This is a genomic window from Piscinibacter defluvii (genome assembly GCF_004011805.1).
Taxonomy (GTDB): domain Bacteria; phylum Pseudomonadota; class Gammaproteobacteria; order Burkholderiales; family Burkholderiaceae_C; genus Piscinibacter; species Piscinibacter defluvii.
Genome location: NZ_RCHJ01000015.1, coordinates 115,020 through 138,393, shown reverse-complemented (window position 1 = coordinate 138,393; position 23,374 = coordinate 115,020). Strand labels below are relative to the sequence as shown.

The window sequence follows — 23,374 nt, the reverse complement described above, 5'->3', positions numbered from 1 at the left end:
GGCTCAACGGTGCCGCACGTGCGGCATCGGGTCGATCAGCTCGCCGCGCAGCAGCGCCAGCGGCGCCTTGTGGTAGAGCACGATGTCGTGCACCGGGTCGGTGAGGATCTTCGTCATCCACGCCAGCGCCGGCACCGCGCCGTCGCGCTGCCACAGCTGGCCGACGCGAAAGCCCAGGCCGGCCACGCCGAGCGCCAGCCAGGCGATGCCGACGTCGTGCACGAAGCCGGAGAAGCCGGCGGCCGGTTCGATCAGCCCGCCCAGCGAGGGGCTCAGCCACAGCACCAGCGGCAGGCCGACCCACACCGACAGCAGCACGATCTTGCGGCGGATGTTGTAGCCGACCTTGACCTCCTCCTTGTACTCGTCGCTCACGCCGTTGACCTGGTCGAAGCCGCGCGGCTCGAAGAAGAAGTGGCCCGCCTGGCGCGTGGTCATCGAGACGCACCAGCCGACGATGGCGGCCATCGCCGGGTCGACGAACAGCAGCGCATAGGCCACCAGGAAGCTGACCGCGCTGACGAAGTGCAGGCTCTGGTTGATGCGGCTCTGGTGGTAGTAGCGGTGGTCGTCCCAGCGCTGGATGCGCAGCGTCTCGAAGAATGGCTTCACGGGCAATCCTCTCTTGTCGTGGGGGAAGGAGATGACGCGATCGTGATGCGCGCGCGTGAAACGGCTGTGACCGCACGGCTGTCATCGGCCTGTCGAACTCGCCGTTCACGATGCAGGGCATGGACGACACGCTCGAGCTGCAGGTCGACGAGATCCCGGCGCGCCGGCGCTCGATGCGCGTGGCCTTCGTCACCGAGACCTACCCGCCGGAGGTCAACGGCGTGGCCACGACGACGGCGCAGTTCGTCGAGGGCCTGCATCGGCGCCAGCACGACGTGCAGCTGATCCGGCCGCGCCAGGCCGAGGGCGACCGGCCCGATGCGGAGCCCGGTTTCCACGAGGTGCTGATGCGCGGGCTGGCGATCCCGAAGTACCCGCAGCTGCGCATGGGCGTGCCGTCCAAGCGCGCGCTGGTCAAGCTCTGGTCGCTGCGCCGGCCCGACGTGGTGCACGTGGCCACCGAAGGGCCGCTCGGCTGGTCGGCGCTGCAGGCCGCGCGCCACCTGCAGCTGCCCGCGACCTCGGACTTCCGCACCAACTTCCACGCCTACAGTCGTCACTACGGCGTCGGCTGGCTGCAGCGGCCCATCATGGCCTACCTGCGCAAGTTCCATAACCGCTGCGTCTGCACGCTGGTGCCCACCGAGGCGCTGCGCGCCGACCTCGCGGCGGCCGGCTTCGAGCGCCTGCAGGTGGTGCCGCGCGGCGTGGACACGCAGCGCTTCGCGCCGGCGCGCCGCAGCGAGGACCTGCGCCGCGCCTGGGGCGCCGCGCCCGGCGACCTGGTGGTGGGCTGCGTCGGCCGGCTCGCCGCGGAGAAGAACCTGGGCGTCGTGCTGGCGGCCTTCCGCGCGATCCGCGAGAACCTGCCGCGCGCCCGGCTCGTGCTGGTGGGCGACGGCCCGTTGCGTGCCGAGCTGGCCGCGGCCTGCCCCGACGCGGTCTTCGCCGGCATGCGCGGCGGCGACGACCTCGCGGCGCACTACGCGTCGCTCGACCTGTTCCTCTTCCCGAGCCTGACCGAGACCTTCGGCAACGTCACGGTGGAGGCGCTGGCCAGCGGCCTGCCGGTGCTGGCCTTCGACCATGCGGCCGCCGGGCAGCTGATCCGCAGCGGCGAGAACGGCCGGCTGGCCGCGGCCGGCGACAGCGCCGCGTTCGTCGCCGCCGCCGTGGCCCTCGCGCGCGACGACGCGCTGCGCGCGCGGCTCGCGGCGCAGGCGCTGGCCACCGCGCAGGGCCTGGGTTGGGAGGCGGTGGTGGCGCGCTTCGAGAGCCACCTCGGCGCCGCCTGCGGGGCCGGCAGCACGCCGTCCCCGGCCCCGGTTTCACTCCTGGAGCGAGCATGAAGATCAGCGTCCTGGGTGCCGGCTACGTCGGCCTGGTCACCGCGGCCTGCCTGGCCGAGATGGGCAACAGCGTGGTGTGCGTCGACATCGACGAGGCGCGTGTCGCCGCGCTCGGCCGCGGCGAGATCCCGATCCACGAGCCCGGGCTGGATACGCTGGTGGCACGCAACGCCGCCGCCGGGCGTCTGCAGTTCACCACCGACGCCGCGCTGGCGGTGCAGGCGGCGACGGTGATCTTCATCGCGGTGGGCACGCCGGCCCACGAGGACGGCTCGGCCGACCTCGACCATGTGCTGGCCGCCGCCAAGAGCATCGGCCGCCACATGGCCGACTACAAGGTGGTGGTCGACAAGAGCACGGTCCCGGTGGGCACCGCCGAGCGGGTGCGCCGCGCGATCGACGAGCAGCTGCAGCGGCGCGGCGTCGCGCTGCGCTACGCGGTGGTCTCCAACCCCGAGTTCCTGAAGGAAGGCGCGGCGATCGACGACTTCATGCGGCCCGACCGAGTGATCGTCGGCGCCGACGACGAACAGGCCGAGCTGCTGATGCGCGCGCTGTACGCGCCCTTCCTGCGCAACCGCGACCGCCTGCTGGTGATGGACGTGCGCAGCGCCGAGCTGACCAAGTACGCCGCCAACGCGATGCTGGCCACGCGCATCAGCTTCATGAACGAGATGGCGCTGCTGGCCGAGCGCCTGGGCGCCGACATCGAGCGTGTGCGCCAGGGCATCGGCAGCGATCCGCGCATCGGCACGCATTTCCTCTACGCCGGCTGCGGCTGGGGCGGCTCCTGCCTGCCCAAGGACGTGAAGGCGATCCGCCGTATGGGTGAATCGGTCGGCCTGGAGCTGCGCATCGTCGGCGCGGTGCAGTCGGTCAACGAGCAGCAGCGCCGGCTGCTGGTGGAACGGGTGGTGGCGCTGTTCGGCGAGCAGCTCGAAGGCCACACGCTGGCGCTGTGGGGCCTGGCCTTCAAGCCCGGCACCGACGACCTGCGCGAGGCGCCGAGCCTGACCATCATCGACGAGCTGCTCGCCCGCGGCGCGCGCGTGCAGGCCTACGACCCGGTGGCGATGGCGGGGGTGTCGCCGCGCCCGGGCCTGAGCCTGGTCGACGAGCCCTACGCGGCGGCGGCCGGCGCCAGCGCGCTGCTGGTCGTCACCGAATGGCACGAGTTCCGCAGCCCGGACTTCGAGCGCCTGCGCGGCCACCTGCGCCAGCCGCTGATCCTGGACGGCCGCAACCTGTACGACCCGGCCACGCTGCGCGCGCTCGGCTTCGGCCACATGGGCATCGGCCGCCCGTTCGTCGCCACGCCGCAGACCGCGCCGGCGCCTGCCGAACACTCGGCGCTGCCGGCCTGACAAGAGTCCGCGTTCGGACACGTCGATCGCCTGTCGCTGCACGGCGCTTCGGCAACATCCGCTGCGCTGCGCCGGGCACCGCAAGGCTGCCGCTCGCTTGACCCGGCGCAACGGCCGCCGCCATGCGTCGGCGCAGAGTGCCGTCGAGTGGGCGTGGCGTCATCCGGCTTGGCGGGCGACGCAGCGAGGAGGTGGCACATGAACGGCACTGAAGAGGATCGGCCGGGACGAGCGCAGACACCGAGCGCCGCCAAGGTCGACACCGTCGGCTGGGGCGTCTTCCTGATGTGGGTCGGCACGGCCCTGTTGGCGGACGTCGGCTGGCCCGTCTTCTTCGTGGGGACCGGCCTCATCATGCTCGGCGGCCAGGCGGCGCGCAGGCGCCTCGGCCTGAGGCCGGACTGGTTCGCGCTCGTGCTCGGCACGTGCTTTGTCGCGGCCGGCGGATGGCGCGCCCTCGACGTCCCCCTGGGTCAGTTGGCGGTGCCGGCCTGGCTCGTGCCTTCGGCGTTCATCGCCGCGGGCGCGGCCATCGTGCTGTCGGCATGGCGAGGGCGGGGGCCGCGACCCTAGGGCCGGCCGACGGCACGCGCGGTCTCTGCGCGACCGGCCAGTGATTCGCACAAGCCTCTTCCCGCAGTGGGCATGGACGGCCCGTTGCCCCTGCGCCCGGCGCGCCAGGCATCGGGAACCGACGCACGAATGAAGATCAAGAACCCCATCTTGCGGGGATGCAACCCCGACCCGTCGATCCTGAGGGTCGACGACGACTACTACATCGCGACGTCGACGTTCGAGTGGTTCCCCGGCGTGCAGATCCACCACTCGCGCGATCTCGTCCACTGGCGCCTGCTCACGCGCCCGTTGACGAGGACCTCCCAGCTCGATCTGCGGGGCGTCAAGGACTCGGGCGGTGTCTTCGCCCCCTGTCTCAGCCATCACGACGGGACCTTCTACCTCGTGTACACGAATGCCATGTGCATGAGCGGCATGCACGGCGGCCCGATGAACGACCTCTACACCTATCTCGTCACGGCCCCGGACATCACGGGCCCCTGGTCGGAGCCGGTGCACCTGGTCAACGCCGGCTTCGACCCTTCCCTGTTCCATGACACCGACGGCCGGAAATGGCTTCTGTGGGCGGCATTCGACTACCGGCCGATGTACTTCATGCAGTCCGGCCGGCTGCACTACCTGACCGGCCTCAGGATGCTGGTCAAGTGGGGTGCCGGCGCCGTGAACCCGTTCAAGGGCATCGTGATGCAGGAGTACGCCCACGAGCAGGAGAAGCTCGTCGGCGACCCGACGGTGATCTTCACGGGAACAAGACTCGGGGTGACCGAGGGCCCGCACATCTACCGGCGCGGCGGGTACTACTACCTGATGACGGCGGAGGGCGGAACGGGCTGGAATCACGCGGTGACCCTGGCGCGCTCCCGGGCCATCGGCGGACCCTACGAGGTGCACCCGGACAACCCCGTGCTGACGTCCCGGGGCAGGCGCGCACTGACGCTCCAGAAGGCGGGACACGGCAGCCTCGTCGAGACGCAGGGCGGCGAGTGGTACCTGCCCCATCTCTGCTCCAGGCCCGTCAAGGGGACCCGGCAGGCCCGGTGCCCCCTGGGACGGGAGTCGGCGCTGCAGAAGGTGACCTGGGGCGATGACGGGTGGCTGAGGCTCGAGAGTGGCAGCCGGTATCCCGAACTCACGGTCCCGGCGCCGGGCCTCCCCGCCCAGGCCTGGCCCTCGAAGCCCGCCCGCGACGACTTCGACGCGCCCGAGTTGGGATTGGAGTACCAGACCCTGAGGGTTCCGCTGGGCGAAGACAGCCTGTCGCTCGGTGAACGCCCCGGCTTTCTTCGACTGAAGGGGCGCGAAGGCCTCGGCTCGCTGTTCACCCAGGCCCTCGTCGCCCGCCGCCAGCAGTCGTTCACCTGCAGGGCGGAAACCTGCGTCGAGTTCGAGCCCCGGAGCTTCCTCCAGTCCGCGGGTCTCATCGCCTGGTACGACACGGGCAACTACTACTACCTGCGCATCACCCACGACGAGAGGCTCGGAAAGGTCCTGGACATCATCGGATCGAGCAAGTACGTCGCCAGGCCCTTGCTGTGGAACCCCGTCCCCGTCAACGACGCAGGCCGGATCCGCCTGCGTGCGAGCATCACGGACAGCCGCCTGGTGTTCAGCTACTCGGCCGATGGCGAAGACTGGAAGGCGATCGGCAAGCCCTGCGACGCCAGCACCCTGTCCGACGAGAATCACGACCTGGTGAGATCGTGGGTCGACAGGATGGTCATGAAGGTCCTGGGGAACTACTCACCGGCCTTCACGAGCGCCTTCGTCGGCATGTGCTGCCAGGATCTGTCGGGCCAGCGCTTGCCTGCGGATTTCGACTACTTCGAGTACAGCGAGCACTAGGGGCCCGCGCGGTGGCCGCGAAACCCGCGGCGCAGCTCCGGCGGCAGGGCCGCGGGGATGCGGGACCTGCGCCTTCCGACAGCGGCCCTTCGCAGGCGTCGGCGGGTGGCCGGCAACATGAGTACGGGCCGAGCCGGAGCGCTGACCTTCGCGCTGTGCGCACGGCCGGCGAAGCTCAGCTGTCTGCCGCGACCTTGAACCGGAAGTCCTGGCCACATGCGGCCCCTCCGGCGCGGCCCCGAAGGCCACCTTCCGCGCCGCTATGCCTGCTTTGCGAATTGCCCGAAGAGTTCGAGAAGGCGACGGGTCGCCGGTGACACGTAGCCATGGGCTCGGTACATGATCACGAGTCGGCGCCGCATCGCCGCGCCCTTCACCGGCACCTCCTTGAGGCCCCGGATGCGCGCGTCACCTTCGAGGTGATGGCGCGAGATGAAACTCAGCAGCCCCGTCTGCACGATCAAGGTCGGCAGCATCAGCAGCATCGTGGTCTCGACCTGCACGCGCGGGCGGGGCAGGCGGTGGCGGTCGAAGGTGTGGTCCAGCCAGTCGCGCGTCGGCGCGCCGGGAGGCTGCAGCGCCCACGGATAGGACGTCAGTTCCCCCAGCGTGAGGCCTGACCGGAACACCGGGTGCCGCTCGCTCGCCGCCACCACGATGGTGTCCTCGGCGAGCGGCTCCGAGACCCAGCCGGCCTCCGGTGCGCTCTCGGTGCCGACCACCAGGTCCAGTTCGCCGGCACGCAGCTGCGGCTTCAAGGTATCGACCAGGCCGACGACGGTCCGCATCGTCACGCCCGGCGCCTCCTGCAGCAGTTGCCGCGCCACCGCGGGCAGCAGGAACTGCGCCGCCGTCGGCACGATGCCGATGCGCACGTGACCGGTCAGACCCGCGCCGATCGACTGCAGCTCGCGCTGCGCGTCCTCGACGTCGAAGCGCATGCGCTGCGCCCACTTCTGCAGCACCTTGCCTGCTTCGGTGAGCCGGATGCCGCGGCCGGCCTTCTCGAACAGCGCGGCGCCGCAGGCCGCCTCGAGCCGCCGGATGCTGCTGGTCAGCGCCGGCTGCGTGCGGTGCAGCCGGGCCGACGCGCGGCCCAGGTGCTGCAGCTCGGCGATGGTCTCGAAGTAGCGCAGGTCCCGCAGGTCCATTGCAAAAGTCCCGTTGATCGGTTCCAAGAAACTATCGATTGGACTGTACGCCTGCCGGCGCCAATACTTGCCGCCAGACCCCGCGCCCGCATCGCTCCCGACGCCGGCGCCAAGGCATCCACGGAGACACCATGCCCTCGATCCGACGCCTCGCGCTCGCGCTGGCCGCCGTCACCTTCGGCTGTGCCGCCCAGGCACAGAGCTGGCCGACCAAGCCGATCCGCATCGTCGTGCCGTTCCCGCCCGGCGGCGGCACGGACATCATCGCCCGCGAGACCAGCCAGCGCGTCGCCAAGGCGACCGGCTGGACCTTCGTGATCGACAACAAGCCCGGCGCCGGCGGCAACCTCGGCGTCGATTCGGTGGCCAAGGCGCCGCCGGACGGCTACACCCTTGTGCTCGGCCAGTCGAGCAACCTCGCGATCAACCCGACGCTGTACACGAAGCTGCCCTACGACCCGCAGAAGGACCTGCTGCCGATCGTGCTGGTGGCCAACGCGCCGCTGGTCATGGTCACCGGCATGACGACGCCCTACAAGACGCTGGCCGACGCGGTGAATGCCGCCAAGGCCAAGCCGGGGCAGATCAACTTCGCGTCGCCGGGCAACGGCACGGTGGCGCACCTGACGAGCGAGCTGTTCCAGAAGGCGGCCGGCGTGAAGACGCAGCACGTGCCGTACAAGGGCGCGGCGCAGGCGCTGACCGACGTCGTGAGCGGCACGGTGGACCTCTACATGTCGTCGGTGCCCACACTGCTCGCCCAGATCAGGCAGGGCAAGCTGCGGCCGCTGGCGGTCACCTCGGCCAAGCGCGTCGACGACCTGCCGAACGTGCCGACGATCGGCGAGTCGGGGTACCCGGGCTTCGACGCGGTCACCTGGTTCGGCCTGCTGGCCCCGGCCGGCACGCCGAAGGACGTGGTGGCCCGGCTGAACGCCGAGTTCAACAAGGTGCTGAAGGAACCCGAAACCGCCAAGCGCCTCGGCGACGAAGGCGCCGACGCGGCCGGCGGCACGCCCGAGCAGTTCGCCGCGCTGATCCGCGACGAGATTCCGCGCTGGGGCAAGGTCGTCAAGGAATCCGGCGCCAAGGTCGACTGACCGTCCGCCAACGGCCGCTCCCCGCGGCCACCCCGAACACCCGAAGGAGATTCTCATGAGTCAAGCCGCTGCATGCCCGGACGTGGTCCGGGACTTCGAACGCGTGGAGCCCGGCATCGTCGAGCAGGCCGCGCAGTTCCCGTCGTCGATCCTCGCCGACGTCGCCGGGCGCCGCGGGGCGCTGCACGGGCGCATCGCGCCGCTGGCGCCGTCGATGCGCTTCGCCGGCCCGGCGCTGACGGTCGAGCTGCGCCCGGGCGACAACCTGATGATCCACGCCGCGCTCGCGGTGGCCAAGCCCGGCGACGTGATCGTCGTCGATGGCAAGGGCGACCTGAGCAGCGCGCTGATGGGCGAGATCATGAGCCAGCAGGCGGTGGCGCTCGGCGTTGCCGCGGTCGTCATCGACGGCGCGGTGCGCGACAGCGAGGCGATCCGCGAACTCGGCTTCCCGATGTTCGCGGCCGGGCTCAACCCGAACGGGCCGACGAAGAGCGTCGCGGGCCGGCTCAACCACCCGATCTCGATCGGCGGCGTGAGCGTGAAGCCGGGCGACCTGGTCGTCGGCGACGCCGACGGCGTGACGGTGATCGAGCGCGAGAAGGCCGCGGCGATGCTGCCGCTCGCCGCCGAGAAGGTGGCCGCGGAGACGAAGCGCATCGCCGACATCAAGAGCCGCAAGTCGCTGCGCCCGGGCTGGCTGGACGGCGCGCTGCGCACGGCCGGCGTGATCGGCGAAGGGGAATCGCTGTGAGCACGAAGCGGCCCGTCTTCCTCGTCACCGGCAACGACCTCGCCGCCCCGGCGCTGGCGCTGCTCGGCGACTACGAGGTGATCTACGCCGGCAAGGCGCCGACCGAGGACGATATCGTCGCGCTGTGCCGCCACCACGACCCGGTGGCGATCATCGTGCGCTACGGCAAGGTCGGCGCCGCCGCGATGGCCGCCGCCCCGAGCCTGAAGGTGATCTCCAAGCACGGCAGCGGCACCGACACGATCGACAAGACGGCTGCCGCCGCTCGCGGCATCCAGGTCGTCGCGGCCGCGGGCGCCAACGCGGCGGCCGTCGCCGAGCACGCGCTGGCGCTGCTGCTCGCCTGCGCGAAGTCGGTCGTCACGCTGAACGCACGCATGCACGCCGGCCACTGGGACAAGGCCACGCACAAGAGCGTCGAGCTCGAGGGCCGCACGATTGGCCTCGTCGGCCTGGGCGCGATCGGCCTGCGCTTCGCGCGTATGTGCGATGCGATGGGCATGCGCGTGATCGGCTTCGATCCGTTCGCGAAGGATCTGCCGGCCCATGTGCAGTCGGTGGACCTGGCGACGGTCTGGCGCGAATCGGACGCCATCTCGCTGCACTGCCCGCTGACCGCCGACAACGCGAAGCTGCTCAATGCGCAGACCCTCGCGGCCTGCCGGAAGGGCGTGTTGATCGTCAACACCGCCCGCGGCGGCCTGATCGACGAGGCGGCGCTGCTCGAGGCGATCCGCAGCGGCCAGGTGGCCAGCGCCGGTCTCGACAGCTTCGCCGTCGAGCCGATGACGGCACCGCATCCCTTCCACGGCGAACCGCGCATCACGCTCAGCCCGCACATCGGCGGCGTGACGGCGGATGCCTACGTGAAGATGGGCGTCGGCGCGGCGCAGAACGCGCTGGCCGTGCTGCACGGCTGAGGACACGATGAGCCGGCGCTGGGTCCATGCCCCGGAGGGCAGCCACTGGGGCGAGTTCGGGCCGGACGACCAGCGCGGCCGCATGAACCTGGTGACGCCCGAGAAGGTGCTGCAGGGCATCGCCGAAGTCCGCCACGGCCGCAGCTTCTGCCTCAGCCTGCCGCTGGACGTGCCCGGCGGGCAGGCGATGAACCCGCGCCGCATCGCGCCGCGCCGCTATGCGGTCACGCGCGACGGCCGCAGCGCCGGGCAGCAGGGCTTCTGCTGGTCCTACGCGAGCGAGGACCCGGAACTCACCGACGTCGTCAACGACGACCTGGTGCTGATGAGCCTGCAGTACTCGACGCAGTGGGACAGCCTCGCGCACGTCGGCAGCCGCTTCGATGCGGACGGCGACGGCATCGACGAGGCGGTCTTCTACAACGGCTTCCGCGCGGGCGCGGAGATCCGGCCGGCGCGCGAGGACGCGGCGGCGAGCGAGGCGCACGCCCGCTATCCCGAGCCGGTGGCCGGCGCGCTCGGCATCGAACGGCTGGCCGAGCACGGCGTGCAGGGCCGCGGCGTGCTGATCGACCTGGCCCACCACCTCGGCCGCACGCGCCAGGCGGTCGGCTACGACGCGTTGATGCGCATCCTCGAGGCCGACCGCATCACGATCGAACCCGGCGACATGGTGTGCCTGCACACCGGCTTCGCCGACACGCTGCTGGCGATGAACCGCCAGCCCGACCTCGACGTGCTGCACGCCACCGGCAGCGGCCTCGATGGCCACGACCGGCGGCTGCTCGACTGGATCGTCGACGTCCGGCTCGCCTGCCTGATCGCCGACAACCCGGCCGTCGAGCTGGTCGTGCCGAAGCTGCAGCACCCGCAGCCGCTGCGCCGGCCGCGGCTGCCGCTGCACGAGCACTGCCTGTTCAAGAACGGCATCCACCTCGGCGAGCTCTGGTACCTGACCGAGCTCGCCGGCTGGCTGCGCGCGCACGGCCGCTCGCGCTTCCTGCTGACCGCGCCGCCCTTGCGCCTGCCCGGCGCGGTGGGCTCGCCGGTCACGCCGATCGCGACGGTCTGACCCCGACCTCGACACCCCACACCCACCAGGAGACGACCCGATGAAACGCCGATTCCTCGCCCGCACACTGCTCGCGTTGGCCGCCGCCTGCAGCATCGCCCCGGCCTTCGCGGCCTGGCCCGACAAGCCGATCAGCCTCGTCGTGCCCTACGCGCCCGGCGGCACCGCCGACGCGCTCGCGCGGCTGGTGGCCCAGCACCTCGGGCCGCGCCTGAAGACCACCGTCGTCGTGCTCAACAAGGCGGGCGCCAGCGGCGTGATCGGCCAGGGCGAGGTCGCCCGCGCACCGGCCGACGGCTACACCGTTCTCTACGACGCGACGCCGCTGTCGATCAACCCGCACCTGCAGAAGCTGCCGTACGACCCCGACAAGGACCTGCAGCCGCTGTCGCTCGTGGCGGTCACGCCGATGCTGGTCGCCGTGCCGAAGAGCTCGCCGTACAACACCTTGCCCGACCTGATCAAGGCGGCGAAGCAGTCGCCCGGCAAGCTGACCTTCGGCTCCGGTGGACAGGGCACGGTGCAGTACATGGGCGCCGAACTGTTCGCGCAGAAGGCCGGCATCGCGCTGACGCACGTGCCCTACAAGAGCGGCGGCCCGTTCATCCAGGCCATCCTCTCCGGCGAGATCGACCTGGGCTTCGGCAACGTGCCCGCGCTGACCGCCCACGTGAAGAGCGGCATGGTCAAGCCGCTGGCGATCACCTCCGGCGCGCGCAACCCCGGCTACCCCGACGTGCCGACGATCGGCGAGAGCGCGGTCAAGGGCTACGAGGTCTACGAGTGGAACGGGATGTTCGTGCCCGCGGGCACGCCGGCCGAGACCGTGAACGCGCTGCACGCCGCGATCCGCGACGTGATGGCGCTGCCCGAGGTCAAGGAACGCTTCGACGCCCTCGGCTCGCGCATCGTCGCCTCGTCGCCGGAGGACTTCCGCAAGTTCCTCGCCGCCGAGCACTCGCGCTGGGCCGAGACCGTCAAGGCCGCCGGGATCAAGAAGGAATGATCACGCTGCTGCAGCCTCCGCAGGTGCGCGACACCGAGGTGTTCACGCGGCTGCCGGATCGCTTTCGCCGCACCGGCGTGCGCTCGAGCTGGGCGGACGCGAACCGCGGCGGCCAGCCGACCGACTCCTTCCTCGAAGGGCCGGTGTTCGACGGCGCCGGCAACCTCTACGTGACCGACATTCCGTTCGGCCGCATCTTCCGCATCGACTCGCAGGGCGAATGGTCGCAGGTCGCCGAGTGGGACGGCGAGCCCAACGGCGCGAAGTTCCTGAACGACCGCGAACTGCTGGTGACCGACTACCGCAACGGCCTGATGGCCGTCGACGTCGCCACCGGCGCAGTGAGGCCCTTCCTCGACCGCCGCAACAGCGAGCGCTTCAAGGGCGTCAACGACCTGGTCTTCGACAGCATCGGCAACCTCTACTTCACCGACCAGGGCCAGACCGGCCTGCACGACCCGACCGGCCGGCTCTACCGGCTGCGCCCGGACGGGCAGCTGGACCTGCTGCTGGCCAACGTGCCGAGCCCGAACGGCGTTGCGCTGTCGCCCGACGAGCGCGTGCTCTTCCTCGCCGTGACGCGCGGCAACCAGGTATGGCGCGTGCCCCTGCTGGAGGACGGCAGCGTTTCGAAGGTCAGCGCGTTCTTCACCTCGTACGGGCCCAGCGGCCCGGATGGCCTGGCCGTCGATCAAGCCGGGCGCCTGATCGTCGCCAATCCCGGGCTCGGATATGCCTGGGTGCTGAACCACCGTGCCGAGCCGGAATGCGTGCTGCGCAGCTGTGCCGGCAGCTCGCTGACCAACGTCGCATTCGGCGGGCCGGACCGGCGGACGCTGTACTGCACCGAGTCCGTCACCGGCAGCGTGCTGCGCGCGACGCTCGACACCCCGGGCGGCCCGATCCACCGCTCCCGCCGCTGATCCGAAGACCAAGAGGAGACCCTTCCATGCACCGTGTCCTGTGGCTCGCCGCCTTCGTGGCCGGCACCGCATCCGCGCAGGCGCCGGGCTACCCGGCCCAGCCCGTCAAGCTCGTCGTCGGCTTCGCCGCCGGCGGACCGTCCGACCTCGTCGCCCGCGCGTTCGCCGACCAGGCGGCCCGCACGCTGGGCCAGCCGGTCATCGTCGAGAACAAGCCGGGCGCGAACGCCGTGCTCGCGACCGAGGCCGTTGCGGCCGCGAAGCCGGACGGCCTCACGCTGCTCGCCGCGGCGACCAACCACACGATGATTCCGGCGCTGTACGGCGAACGCATCAAGTTCGATGCGGCGAAGTCCTTCGTGCCGGTCTGCACGATCGCCAGCAGCGCGACGGTGCTCGTCGTCGGCCCGTCGATGCCGGTGAAGAACGTCGCCGAGTTCCTCGCCCGCGTGAAGGCCAAGCCCGATGCCTCCACCTATGCGACACCCGGCCAGGGCAGCTCGCCGCACCTCGCCACCGAGCAGTTCCGCCGGCTGACCGGGACGAGCATGGTGCACGTGCCCTACAAGGGCGCGGCGCCCGCGGTGACCGACCTGATCGGCGGCCAGGTGGACCTGTCGTTCGCGACGGTCGGCTCGGTGCTGCCGCACCTGAAATCCGGCAAGCTGAAGGCGCTCGCGGTCGCTTCGCGCCAGCGCTCGGCGCTGCTGCCTGAGGTGCCGACCTTCGAGGAGGCCGGCGTCAAGGGCTTCGTGATCGACACCTGGTACGGGGTGCTGGCCCCGGCCGGCACGCCGGCCGAGGCACTGCGCGTGCTGAGCCGCGAGGCGGCCGAGTTTGCGCGATCGGAGCCCGCGCGCGAGCGCCTCGCGTCGGCCGGCCTCGAGCCCGGTGGCGTCTGCGGCGAGGCCTTCGCGGCGCAGATCGTGCGCGAGATCGACGCCAACACGCGCCTCGCGCGCGACCTCAACCTGAAGGTGGAGTGATGGTCATGCTGATCCGCAGCCGTCGTCTGCTCATTGCAGCGCTGCTTGCGCTGCCGCTGGCGAGCCCGGCGCAGAGCCCGGCCGCGAACAAGCCGGTCCGGCTGATCGTTCCCTTTCCGCCGGGCGGCAACGTCGACCTGAGCGCGCGCATCCTCGCGCCGGAGCTCGCGAAGGAGCTGGGCCAGCCCGTCGTCGTCGAGAACAAGGCCGGGGCCGGTGGCACCGTCGGTCTCGATGCCGTCGCGAAGTCGGCGCCGGACGGCACGACGCTGGGCATCGCGTCGCCGGTGAACCACCTCGCCGCGCCGTCGCTGTACCCGAAGCTGCCCTACGACTCGATCAGGGACTTTACGCCGGTGGGCCTGATCGCGAGCGTGCCGATGGTGCTGGTGGTGGGCCCGTCGTCGCCGGTGAAGTCGGTCTCCGAACTGCTGGCCCTCGCACGCAGCCGCAACGGCGCGATGACGATGGCCTCCGCCGGCAGCGGCAGCGGCAACCACATCGTCGGCGAGCTGTTCCAGGAGGCGACCGTGGTCCGCTTCGTGCACGTGCCCTACAAGGGCAGCGCACCCGCGAACACCGACCTGGCCGGCGGCCACGTCGACCTCCACTTCGACCAGCTGTCGTCGGTGCTGCCGCTGGTGCAGGGCGGCAAGCTGCGCCCGCTCGCGGTCACGACGCTGCGGCGCTCCGCGCTGCTGCCGGACGTGCCGACGCTCGCCGAGGCGGGTGTCGCGACGTTCGACGCGTCGACGACGCTCGGCCTCGTGCTGCCCGGCAAGGCAGCGCCCGAACTCGCGACACGGCTCAACCAGGTGCTCGACAAGGTGCTGGCGCAGGCAGCCGTCAGGGAGCAGTTCGCGCGGCTGGGCGCCGAGGTGAAGCCGGGCACGCCGGCCGAGTACGCGGAGTTCATCCGCGGCGAGATCGCGCGCACCGCGAAGATCGTCAAGGACGCGAAGATCACGCTCGACTGAGCATGGCGCCATGGGCACCGTCGACTGCCACTTCCACGTGATCGCGCCGGCGGATCGGGCGCCGATGCTGCCCGGGCGCAGCTACACGCCCGCGCCCGCCTCGCTCGCGCAGTGGCGCGCGACGCTCGAGCCGCTGGGCGTGACGCACGGCGTGGTCGTGCAGCCCAGCATCTACGGCACCGACAACCGGGTGTTGCTCGGCGCGCTCGCCGAGGGTGGCGGTGCGCTGGTCGGCGTGGCGGCCGTGCGGCCCGACGTCTCCGACGCCGAGCTGGACCAGTTGGTCGCCGCCGGCGTGCGCGGCGTGCGTCTGGCGCACTTCGAGCCGGGCGATCCACGGGCCATGGGCGGCTTCGTGCCCTTCGAGGCGTTCGACGCGCTGGAGGACCGGCTGGCCGAGCGCGCGCTGCACCTGCAGCTCTTCACCGACAGCCGGCTGCTGCCGGCGCTGGAAGAGCGGCTGATGGGCTGTCGTGTGCCGGTCGTGATCGACCACATGGGCCGCGCGCCCGCCTCGCTGGGCGCGGCGCACGAGGGCCTGCGTTCCCTGGCCCGGCTGATGCGGGACGGGCCGGCGTGGGTCAAGCTCTCGGGCGTGGCGAACCTCTCGGAGGCCGCGCCGCGATGCGAGGATGCGCGCCGGATCCACCAGGTGCTGCTGGACGCTGCGCCGGACCGGCTCGTCTGGGGATCCGACTGGCCGCACACCCGACCCGCCGGCGAGCGCCCCTCCACGGTCGCGTTGCGGGCGCTGTTCGACATGTGGACGCCAGCAGCGCTGCGGGAAGGAATCCTGTCGGGGAACGCGAAGGCGCTGTATCGCCTCCCGCGCTAGCGCGACGGACAGGTGACGCACGTCTGCCTTGCAGCCATCGCGCGGGCCGCTTTGGCTCGACTCCACGCGGTGGCGACCCACTGCTTCCGGGCCGGCCTGCTCCAAGGACTGCGTTGCGGCGGTGACCTCGGCAAGCCGTCGGGTGTGACACAGGCACCCGCTGCGGGCCCCGAGGCGGTGTACGCACATCGTCAGGCAAGCAACGGCGACTGAGGTGCGACGCTCGGATTGCCGCCATGCTCGCTCATGAGTTCGAGAGCGTGGCGTGCATGCCGGCGGCCGTCGGCTGCAACGGGCGCCGGATGGCTCCTGCGCTGCCACGAGCGAAGTCGCACCGAGAGGCGCCCGCGGAGCGGGTAAACGCCAGATCCGATTTGTCGGGAAGGTGCAAAGAATGGGCTGGCTTCTTGCGCAGTTGGCCGGGCCTGCGCAAGGCGGGCCAGTCCCGGCACGCAATCGAACCCTGGAGCAGTACAAGCATGAAATCCCTTCGATCGTTGGTCCTGGGCGCCCGTTCGACTCTCAAGACCGGGGCAGGCGCGGTCACCCGCGAGACGCCATCCGTGATCGTCCGGTGCGCATGGGCCGCCGCCCTGCGAGGAATCCTCGTCGTGCTCATGGTTGCGGCGGGCATCGGCCTCGCGCGGCCCGCGCTGGCCGGCGCGCCCCTCGCGGGCCTCGGACCCAACGTCGTCGTCTTCGACCCGTCGATGCCGGTCTGGCAGATCAAGGCCACCGCCGACGCGATCTGGGCCGCCCAGGTCGACGACGAGATGGGTGGAAACCGCTACGCCCTGCTCTTCAAGCCCGGCACCTACGGCATGCCGGGGCAGCCGTTGCAGATCAACGTCGGCTACTACACCGAGGTCATGGGCCTCGGGGAGTCGCCGGGTGACGTGACGATCGTCGGCAAGGTCGAGGTGCGCAACCGCTGCTTCAACGACCCCAGCAACCCCGAGTTCATCGGATGCTTCGCGCTGAACAACTTCTGGCGCGGGATTTCCAACCTCACGATCCAGGTCGACGGCTCCGGCCAGGACGGGTGCACCGCGTCGTCGAACTTCTGGGCCGTTTCACAGGCGGTCTCGATGCGCCGCGTCGAGGTGCGGGGCGGCAACCTGTCGCTGATGGACTACTGCACCGGGCCGTCGTTCGCGTCCGGCGGATTCATCGCGGACAGCGCCGCAGGCGTGCTGATCAACGGCTCGCAGCAGCAGTGGTACACCCGAAACAGCAACGTCGCGGTCTGGACCAACGCGGTCTGGAACCAGGTGTTCACCGGAGTCATTGGCGCCCCGGACGACAGCACCTTCCCGAATCCGCCCTACACCACGCTCGAAACCACGCCGGTCAGCCGCGAGAAGCCCTATCTGCACGTCAAGGACGGCCAGGCGTTCGTGCGTGTCCCGGACGCGAGGTTCGACACGAAGGGCACGTCGTGGTCCGCCGGCCTGCCCGCCGGCCGCAGCCTGCCGCTTTCGAGCTTCTTCGTCGCCAGACCCGGTGACCGCGTGCAGACGATCAACGCTGCGCTGGCCCGCGGCAGGCACCTGCTCCTGACCCCCGGCGTCTATCCGATCGACTCGTCGATCGAGGTCAGGCATCCGAACACCGTGGTCCTGGGCCTCGGCCTGGCCACGCTGAAGGCAGTGCGCGGCTCGACGCCGCTCGTGGTCAAGGACAATCCCGGCATCGTCATCGCGGGCGTCACCATCGACGCAGGCGAGACCCTCTCGAAGGTCCTGCTGCAGGTCGGCAAGTCGCGCGGCGAACGCGGCACCGCCAAGGCCGATCCGGCGAACCCGATCACGCTGAGCGACGTCTACTTCCGTGTCGGTGGGCCCTATGTCGGCAAGACGCAGACCGCCATGCAGATCGACAGCGATGGCGTGCTGATCGACCACACCTGGGTCTGGCGCGCCGACCACGGGATCGAGGGCTTCAACCGTGCCGACGGTGCGTTCGGCGACAACGAACGCTGGCGCACGAACATCGGCACCGTGGGCCTGATCGTGAACGGTGACGACGTCACGGCGACCGGGCTCTTCGTCGAACACTTCCAGACCTACAACACGCTCTGGAACGGTGAGCGCGGCCGCGTCTACCTGTACCAGAACGAACTGCCCTACGACCCGCCGAGCCAGGCCGAGTGGTACCGACCCGACGGCACGCTGGGCTATCCGGGCTACAAGGTGGCGGACCACGTGCAGCAGCACAGCCTCTGGGGCGCCGGCGTCTACTGCTTCAACCGCAACAACCCCTCCATCGTCACCCAGAACGGCTACGAGGTGCCCAGGGGTCCGGGAATCTCGCTCGTCCACGTGATGACGAAGAACCTCAGCGGCCCGGGCACCATCAACGCCGTGGTGAACGGTGTCGGTGCCAAGGTCGATGGCATCCCCGATCCGGGCGACCCGGACAACTACGAAGACCCGTCGTACGTGATCAGGTATCCGTGACGACACCCGGGGTCAGGAGGCCGACGAAGGGGCGTGCGGTCGCCGCTGCGTGTCGCTGTCCCGCTGCCTGGGGTGCCGCGCCGATCCGCAGCGGGTCCGGCTCCGGTCGCTGCCGAACGTGGCGGCCTGTGGCGGTGTGGGTCTGGAGGCAGGTGGCTCGACGCGCCGCACGGTGACGACGGGATGAGTCGCCGCGACCGGCCCGCGGCCACCGTGCGCGATTCGGCTGCGGCGTCGGACCGGAACGGCCACGCGCTGCGTGCCCTGGCCCGTGGATGACATGCGTGCGGCGGCCGAGACATCGTTCGCGGGGCCCCGTCCCCCGGGATAATCTGCGGAACCGATGGCCCTGCCCAAGGCGAACCGCGATGGAGATTCGCCCGAACAGGCCGTGCCCTGCAGGGGGAAGTCGATGCCGCGCAGTATCCAAGTCGAGACCCCGATCCCTTCAGGAGCGATTCAGGATCCGCGTTCCTCCCCGGCGCGCCGTGGCCGCCGCCGCAATCCTCCCCTGGCGGCGGTGCTGCTCGGCTCGATCCTCGCGGTGCTGGTTCCCGCCCTGGGATTCGGCGCACTCTCGGCCTGGCAGGCTGCCAACGCCAACCGGCTTGCGGCGACCGGCCGACTGCAGGACACGGTTCATGGGCTTGCCCTGTCCGTGGACCGCGAGATCGCCAGCATCCGAAGCACCATGTCGGCCCTGGCCACATCCACGGTGCTGGACAGCAGGCCGCCCGAACTCCAGCGGTTCGAGACCGAAGTTCGTCGCGCGTCGTCGGTACTCGACACGTCGATCGTCGTACTGGACGCTCAAGACCTGCGGCAACTCATCAACACGGCGCTGCCCCCGGGGCAGGCCCCGCGCGGCGTCTCGGCGGCGGACTTCAGCGAGGTCGTCCGGACGGCACGCCCGCTGGTCACCAACGTCGTCATCGGCGCAGTGGCCCGCAAACCGGTCGTCGGCGTGGCCGTCCCGGTCCAGCGCGACGGCGCGGTCAGCCTGATCGTCGCGGCGCGGCTGGAGCCTCAACGCCTGCAGCGCCTGCTGGCCGCCCAGTCGTTGCCGACGGGCGCGGTCGCCACGGTTCTCGATGCGGCCGGCACGGTCGTCGCGGTCTCCGACGGAAAGCTGCACGCCGCGCAGCTGGGCAGCAAGGCCGCGACGAGCCTTCGCCCCGCCGATGCCGGCCAGGACCACCGGGTGTGGCGCGCGACACGCGACGGTGTCGAGCACGTCCAGAGTTCCCGCGCGATCGCCACGGCGCCGGGATGGACCATGGTCATCGCCCAGCCGGCTCGAGATTTCGACTTCGCCTGGCGTACGCCGCTGACGGCGCTGGTGCCGGCGGATCCGTCGCCTTGGCCATCGGGGTCATCCTCGCCGTGATGCTGGCGCGGCGCATCGTCGCCCCGCTTCGCGTGCTCGGGAACCGTGCGCAGGCCGTCGCCCAAGCCCAGGCGCTGGATCCGATTGCCGCCCCGTGGTCCTGGATCGCGGAGCTCGACAGCCTGGGCAACAGCCTGGAGGCGGCCAGCAAGGTCGTCCAGTCGAGAACGGCATCCCTGCAGGAAAGCGAACAGCGCTTTCGAACCCTGTTCAACGCCTCGCCGGTGGCGATGGTCGTGATCGATCCGGTGGACGATCGCATCGTCGACGCCAACCACCGTGCCGTCGACCAGCTGGGCCTGGACCATCCGCTCCTGGTCGGACGCCGGATCGACGAGATCGACCGACTCTCCGATGCGGCGCTGTTGCAGGGACTCCACGCCGTCGCCGCGTCCGGCGAGCCCCTGGAGTTCGAGTCACGCCACCGAAAGGGCGCGGACGAGACCCGCGACGTCATCGTGCGTGCCGACCTGGCGCACGTCGGAGGGCGCCCGCTCGTCTTCGCCAGCCTGCTCGACATCACCGAGCGCAAGCGGACGGAACAGGCGCTGAAGGCGAGCCAGCAGCAGCTCCAGCGCTACAACCAGGACCTGGCGGCGGAGGTGGCGGCGCGGACGTCGGAACTGCTGCTGCGGCAGCAGGAACTGGAGGCTGCGCGCGACAGCGCCGAGCAGGCCAACCGCGCCAAGAGCGTGTTCCTGGCCAACATGAGCCACGAGATCCGCACGCCGATGAACGCGATCATCGGCCTGAACCACCTGCTGGCTCGCGACGCCACGGACGCGCTGCAGCGTGACCGGCTGGCCAAGGTGAATGCGGCGGCCCAGCATCTGCTGCAGGTGATCAACGACATCCTGGACCTGTCCAAGATCGAAGCCGGCAAGCTGGTGCTGGAGCGCCGCGAGTTCGTTCTGGACGAGGTCCTGGAGCGTGCGGTCGGGATGGTGCGCTCCCGCGCGTCGGAGAAGGGGCTGGAGCTGGTGCTCAACAGCGACCACCTGCCCGATCGGCTGCTGGGCGATCCGACGCGACTGGCCCAGGTGCTGATCAACCTGCTGAGCAACGCGGTCAAGTTCACGTCCGCCGGCTGGGTCAGCCTGCGCGGCGCCCGCGTTGCGGAAGAAGGTGACCGCCTGGTGGTGCGCTTCGAGGTGCAGGACACGGGCCCGGGTCTTTCGGTCGACCAGCAGCAACGGCTGTTCAGGCCGTTCGAGCAGGGCGACACCTCGCTGACACGGCGCGAGGGCGGCACCGGCCTGGGTCTCGCATTGACCAGGCATTTCGCCGAGCTGATGGGGGGCGAGGCCGGCGTGTCCAGCCAGGAGGGGGAAGGCAGCACCTTCTGGTTCACGGCGCGGCTGGAGCATGCCCCGCCGGCGGAGCACCCGCAGGCGTGGTCCCACTCGTTTCAGGGCCTGCGTGTCCTGCTGGTCGACGACCTCCGGGAGGCTCGCGAAGCGCTCGAAACGCAACTCGGGGTGCTGAGGCTGACGGTCGACTCCGAGAGCAGCGCCGAGGAGGCGCTGCGCCGCATGGAACTGGCCGCCCGGGAGGGACGTGCGTACGACGTTCTGCTCGTCGACTGGCGGATGGGCGAGATCGACGGCATCGAGATGTTGCGCCGCGCGAAGCTGGCGCTGGGCAGTGCCATGCCGCCGAGCATCCTGGTCACGGCATTCGACGATCCGGAGATGTGGCGGCAGGTGCGCGAGCAACACATCAACGCGGTGCTGCTCAAGCCCATCACGCTCTCGGCGCTGGGCGATGCGCTGTCCACCGTGCTTCAGCGCCACGGCCCGCGGACTTCCGGCCAGAGCATCGGGAAGGCAGAGGCCAAGCTGCGCCAGCTCCATGCCGGCAGGCGCGTCCTGCTCGTCGAAGACAACCCGATCAATCAAGAGGTCGCGCTGGAGTTGCTGCGCTCCGTCGGCCTGGTGGTCGAGCCGGCCGCAGACGGCGCGCAGGGCGTCACGCTGGCCACGGCGAACCCCTACGACCTCGTGCTGATGGACATGCAGATGCCCGTGATGGACGGGCTCGAGGCGACACGACGGATCCGGCAGGCGATCGGCGACGCGCTGCCCATCATCGCCATGACCGCCAACGCGTTCGGGGAGGATCAGGTCGCCTGCCTGGACGCGGGGATGAACGATCACATCGGCAAGCCGGTCGATCCCGAGAGGCTCTACGCGTTGCTGCTGCGCTGGCTTCCATCGCCCGCCGGCGACGTCCCCCCGGATGGGTCACCGGAAGAGGCGGCGAGATCGATGCCGCCCGCGATGGCGGCGCAGCGGTCGCTGGAGGAACGGCTGGCCGAAGTGCCCGGGTTCAGCCTGGCCCACGGCCTGTCCAATGTCGGCGGCAAGTTCCACGTGCTCGTGCGCATCCTGCGAACCTTCCTCGGCAGCTATCGCACCGGTGTTCCGGGGCTGCTCCAGGCGGCCGCTGCGGGCGACCGGGCTGCCGTGATGACGATCTGCCACTCGCTCAAGGGTGCGTGCGCCAGCGTCGGCGTGTCGACGGCTGCGGAGCTTGCGGCGGCGCTGGAGACATCGGCCACCGGCCTGCCCTCCCCGGCGATCGAGAACAGCGCGCGGCAGATCCACGACGAGCTGACCGCCGTGGTTACCAGGCTGGCGCTCGAACTGGGGGCATGACAGGACCGCCGGGAACGGGCACCTCGGCGCACTGCCGTCGGTGGAGCGAGCGTTTCGAGTGCCCTCGTCGAGGGTCCGTTCGCGGCCGTTCGGCGACGACCGATCTCACCCATCGAATGGCCGGCCCGCGCGCCGCATCAGCACGAGCATGCCGGCGGCCACCGCGAGGCCCAGCCCCCACATCAGCGTGACGATGGGCACCTGCAGTGCGAGCAGCGCGGCGTAGGCCGCGAGCATCGCCAGCACGCTGGCGTTCTCGTTGAAGCCCTGCACCGCGATCGAGCGGCCGGCGGAGAGCAGCACGCAGCCGCGGTGCTGCAGCAGGGCGTTCAGCGGCACCACCAGCAGGCCGCCGACCGCGCCGGTGGCGGCCAGCAGCGCGGCGGCGAGCGCCACGTCGTGCACGCCGGCCACCACCGGCATCATCAGCCCGAGCAGCACGCCGCAGGCGAGCATGCGGCGCGCCCGCGCGAGCGCGACGAAGCGCCCCGCCGCCGCCGCGCCGCCGATCACGCCCAGCGCCGTGGCGGCCTGCAGGTAGGCCGCCTTGTCCAGCGTGAGGCCGAGCGCCTCGGTCGACCAGCGCAGCACGACGAACTGGAGCGTCGCACCGACGCCCCAGAACAGCGTGGTCACGGCCAGCGAGAGGCCGCCGTCGCGGTCGCGCCAGAGCGTTGCATTGGCGGCCAGGAAGTCGCGCCACAGCGCGAGCGGGTGCACGTCGGCCGCCGGGTAGCGCGCGCCGCTGTCGGGCACGCCGAGGTTCAGCAGCGCGGCCAGCGCGTAGGCGCCGAGCACCACGCCGACCGAGGCCTCGAGCGAGCCGGCCCAGGCCAGCCAGGGCCCGCCCACCAGCACGCCGCCGGCCGCGGTGCCCAGCAGCACCGCGCACACCACCGACACCTCGAGCCAGCCGTTGGCCGCCACCAGCGCGTGCGGCGCGACGAGTTCGGTGACGAGGCCGTACTTGGCCGGCGCGTAGGCCGCCGCGCCCAGGCCGACCACCGCGAACGCGAGCATCGGGTGCACGCCGGCCAGGAGCAGCGCCGCACCGCCGATCTTCAACGCGTTCATCCAGGCCATCAGCCGGCCTTTCGGGAAGGCATCGGCGAGCGGCCCGACCAGCGGCGCGAGCAGCACGTAGGCGAGCGTGAATCCGACCTTCAGCAGCGGCGCCCACCAGGGCGGATGGCCGCCGCGCTCGAGCCAGGCGATGGTGACGATGAGCAGCGCGTTGTCGGCCAGCGCGGAGAAGAACTGCGCCCCCAGCAGCGCGCCGAGGCCGCACCGCCGGGGCGCCGGCAGGGCTGGCAGCGCGGCCGACACCAGCGCCGCCGGCGTCTCGTCAGTCGGCATGGCGCGCAGGCTAGGCACAGCGCATGACGCGGGCGTGACTCGTCCCGG

The 23,374-nt window shown here is 71.0% G+C and carries 19 protein-coding genes; 16 read left to right on the top strand and 3 right to left on the bottom strand.

Translation table 11 applies throughout. From position 1 onward, the window contains the following. Positions 1-3 precede the first annotated feature (3 nt). Entirely contained in the window at positions 4-612 is a 609-nt protein-coding gene (locus D9C15_RS23025) for a hypothetical protein (protein WP_128000807.1), read from the bottom strand. A gap of 119 nt (positions 613-731) precedes the next feature. On the opposite strand from D9C15_RS23025, the gene D9C15_RS23020 reads away from it, so the two are divergent. The 4 genes from D9C15_RS23020 (at position 732) to D9C15_RS23005 (ending at position 5,743) form a co-directional block, all read left to right on the top strand. Then, a complete protein-coding gene (locus D9C15_RS23020; RefSeq protein ID WP_128000806.1) occupies positions 732-1,961 on the top strand; it encodes a glycosyltransferase family 4 protein in 1,230 nt (409 codons plus the stop codon). Beyond that, positions 1,958-3,325, top strand: coding sequence for a UDP-glucose dehydrogenase family protein (locus tag D9C15_RS23015; protein ID WP_128000805.1), 1,368 nt, complete (start codon positions 1,958-1,960; stop codon positions 3,323-3,325). The genes D9C15_RS23020 and D9C15_RS23015 overlap by 4 nt, the downstream gene beginning before the upstream one ends. Positions 3,326-3,523: 198 nt before the next feature. After that, the gene (locus D9C15_RS23010; RefSeq protein ID WP_128000804.1) at positions 3,524-3,898 is read left to right on the top strand and encodes a hypothetical protein; all 375 of its coding nucleotides are present in this window, start codon (positions 3,524-3,526) and stop codon (positions 3,896-3,898) included. 129 nt (positions 3,899-4,027) lie between these two features. Next, the gene (locus D9C15_RS23005; RefSeq protein WP_128000803.1) at positions 4,028-5,743 is read left to right on the top strand and encodes a glycoside hydrolase family 43 protein; all 1,716 of its coding nucleotides are present in this window, start codon (positions 4,028-4,030) and stop codon (positions 5,741-5,743) included. A 260-nt stretch (positions 5,744-6,003) separates the two neighbouring features. Here the strand turns inward: D9C15_RS23005 and D9C15_RS23000 are convergent, their stop codons facing one another. Continuing rightward, positions 6,004-6,894 carry a LysR substrate-binding domain-containing protein gene (locus D9C15_RS23000; RefSeq protein ID WP_128000802.1) on the bottom strand — a complete coding sequence of 297 codons (891 nt, stop codon included), beginning with the start codon at positions 6,892-6,894 and terminating at the stop codon, positions 6,004-6,006. Between the two features lie 131 nt (positions 6,895-7,025). Here D9C15_RS23000 and D9C15_RS22995 point away from each other — a divergent pair, with 131 nt between their 5' ends. From D9C15_RS22995 to D9C15_RS22940, 12 genes are all read left to right on the top strand, one after another. Beyond that, a complete protein-coding gene (locus D9C15_RS22995) occupies positions 7,026-7,994 on the top strand; it encodes a Bug family tripartite tricarboxylate transporter substrate binding protein (RefSeq protein WP_128000801.1) in 969 nt (322 codons plus the stop codon). Positions 7,995-8,049: 55 nt separating this feature from the next. Continuing rightward, positions 8,050-8,748, top strand: coding sequence for an RraA family protein (locus D9C15_RS22990; RefSeq protein WP_128000800.1), 699 nt, complete (start codon positions 8,050-8,052; stop codon positions 8,746-8,748). After that, on the top strand, positions 8,745-9,668 hold the full coding sequence (locus tag D9C15_RS22985) for an NAD(P)-dependent oxidoreductase (protein WP_128000799.1): 924 nt from the start codon (positions 8,745-8,747) through the stop codon (positions 9,666-9,668). The genes D9C15_RS22990 and D9C15_RS22985 overlap by 4 nt, the downstream gene beginning before the upstream one ends. A gap of 7 nt (positions 9,669-9,675) precedes the next feature. After that, positions 9,676-10,740, top strand: a complete 1,065-nt coding sequence (locus D9C15_RS22980; protein WP_128000798.1) for a cyclase family protein — start codon at positions 9,676-9,678, stop codon at positions 10,738-10,740. A gap of 40 nt (positions 10,741-10,780) precedes the next feature. Continuing rightward, positions 10,781-11,746, top strand: coding sequence for a Bug family tripartite tricarboxylate transporter substrate binding protein (locus tag D9C15_RS22975; RefSeq protein WP_128000797.1), 966 nt, complete (start codon positions 10,781-10,783; stop codon positions 11,744-11,746). Further along, entirely contained in the window at positions 11,746-12,669 is a 924-nt protein-coding gene (locus D9C15_RS22970) for an SMP-30/gluconolactonase/LRE family protein (RefSeq protein WP_128000897.1), read from the top strand. The genes D9C15_RS22975 and D9C15_RS22970 overlap by 1 nt, the downstream gene beginning before the upstream one ends. Before the next feature lie 26 nt (positions 12,670-12,695). Continuing rightward, complete coding sequence (locus D9C15_RS22965; protein ID WP_128000796.1) at positions 12,696-13,655, top strand: Bug family tripartite tricarboxylate transporter substrate binding protein; 960 nt, start codon at positions 12,696-12,698, stop codon at positions 13,653-13,655. Between the two features lie 5 nt (positions 13,656-13,660). After that, a complete protein-coding gene (locus tag D9C15_RS22960; RefSeq protein WP_128000795.1) occupies positions 13,661-14,632 on the top strand; it encodes a Bug family tripartite tricarboxylate transporter substrate binding protein in 972 nt (323 codons plus the stop codon). A gap of 10 nt (positions 14,633-14,642) precedes the next feature. Continuing rightward, entirely contained in the window at positions 14,643-15,467 is an 825-nt protein-coding gene (locus tag D9C15_RS22955; RefSeq protein ID WP_128000794.1) for an amidohydrolase family protein, read from the top strand. Positions 15,468-15,946: 479 nt separating this feature from the next. Continuing rightward, on the top strand, positions 15,947-17,926 hold the full coding sequence (locus D9C15_RS22950; protein ID WP_205854880.1) for a pectate lyase-like domain-containing protein: 1,980 nt from the start codon (positions 15,947-15,949) through the stop codon (positions 17,924-17,926). Positions 17,927-18,269: 343 nt separating this feature from the next. Continuing rightward, a complete protein-coding gene (locus D9C15_RS22945; RefSeq protein WP_128000793.1) occupies positions 18,270-19,313 on the top strand; it encodes a cache domain-containing protein in 1,044 nt (347 codons plus the stop codon). Further along, on the top strand, positions 19,286-21,970 hold the full coding sequence (locus tag D9C15_RS22940) for a PAS domain-containing hybrid sensor histidine kinase/response regulator (RefSeq protein ID WP_164886820.1): 2,685 nt from the start codon (positions 19,286-19,288) through the stop codon (positions 21,968-21,970). Before D9C15_RS22945 ends, D9C15_RS22940 begins: the two co-directional genes overlap by 28 nt. Before the next feature lie 105 nt (positions 21,971-22,075). Here the strand turns inward: D9C15_RS22940 and lplT are convergent, their stop codons facing one another. Then, positions 22,076-23,326 carry a lysophospholipid transporter LplT gene (gene lplT, locus D9C15_RS22935; protein ID WP_128000791.1) on the bottom strand — a complete coding sequence of 417 codons (1,251 nt, stop codon included), beginning with the start codon at positions 23,324-23,326 and terminating at the stop codon, positions 22,076-22,078. Positions 23,327-23,374 lie beyond the last annotated feature (48 nt).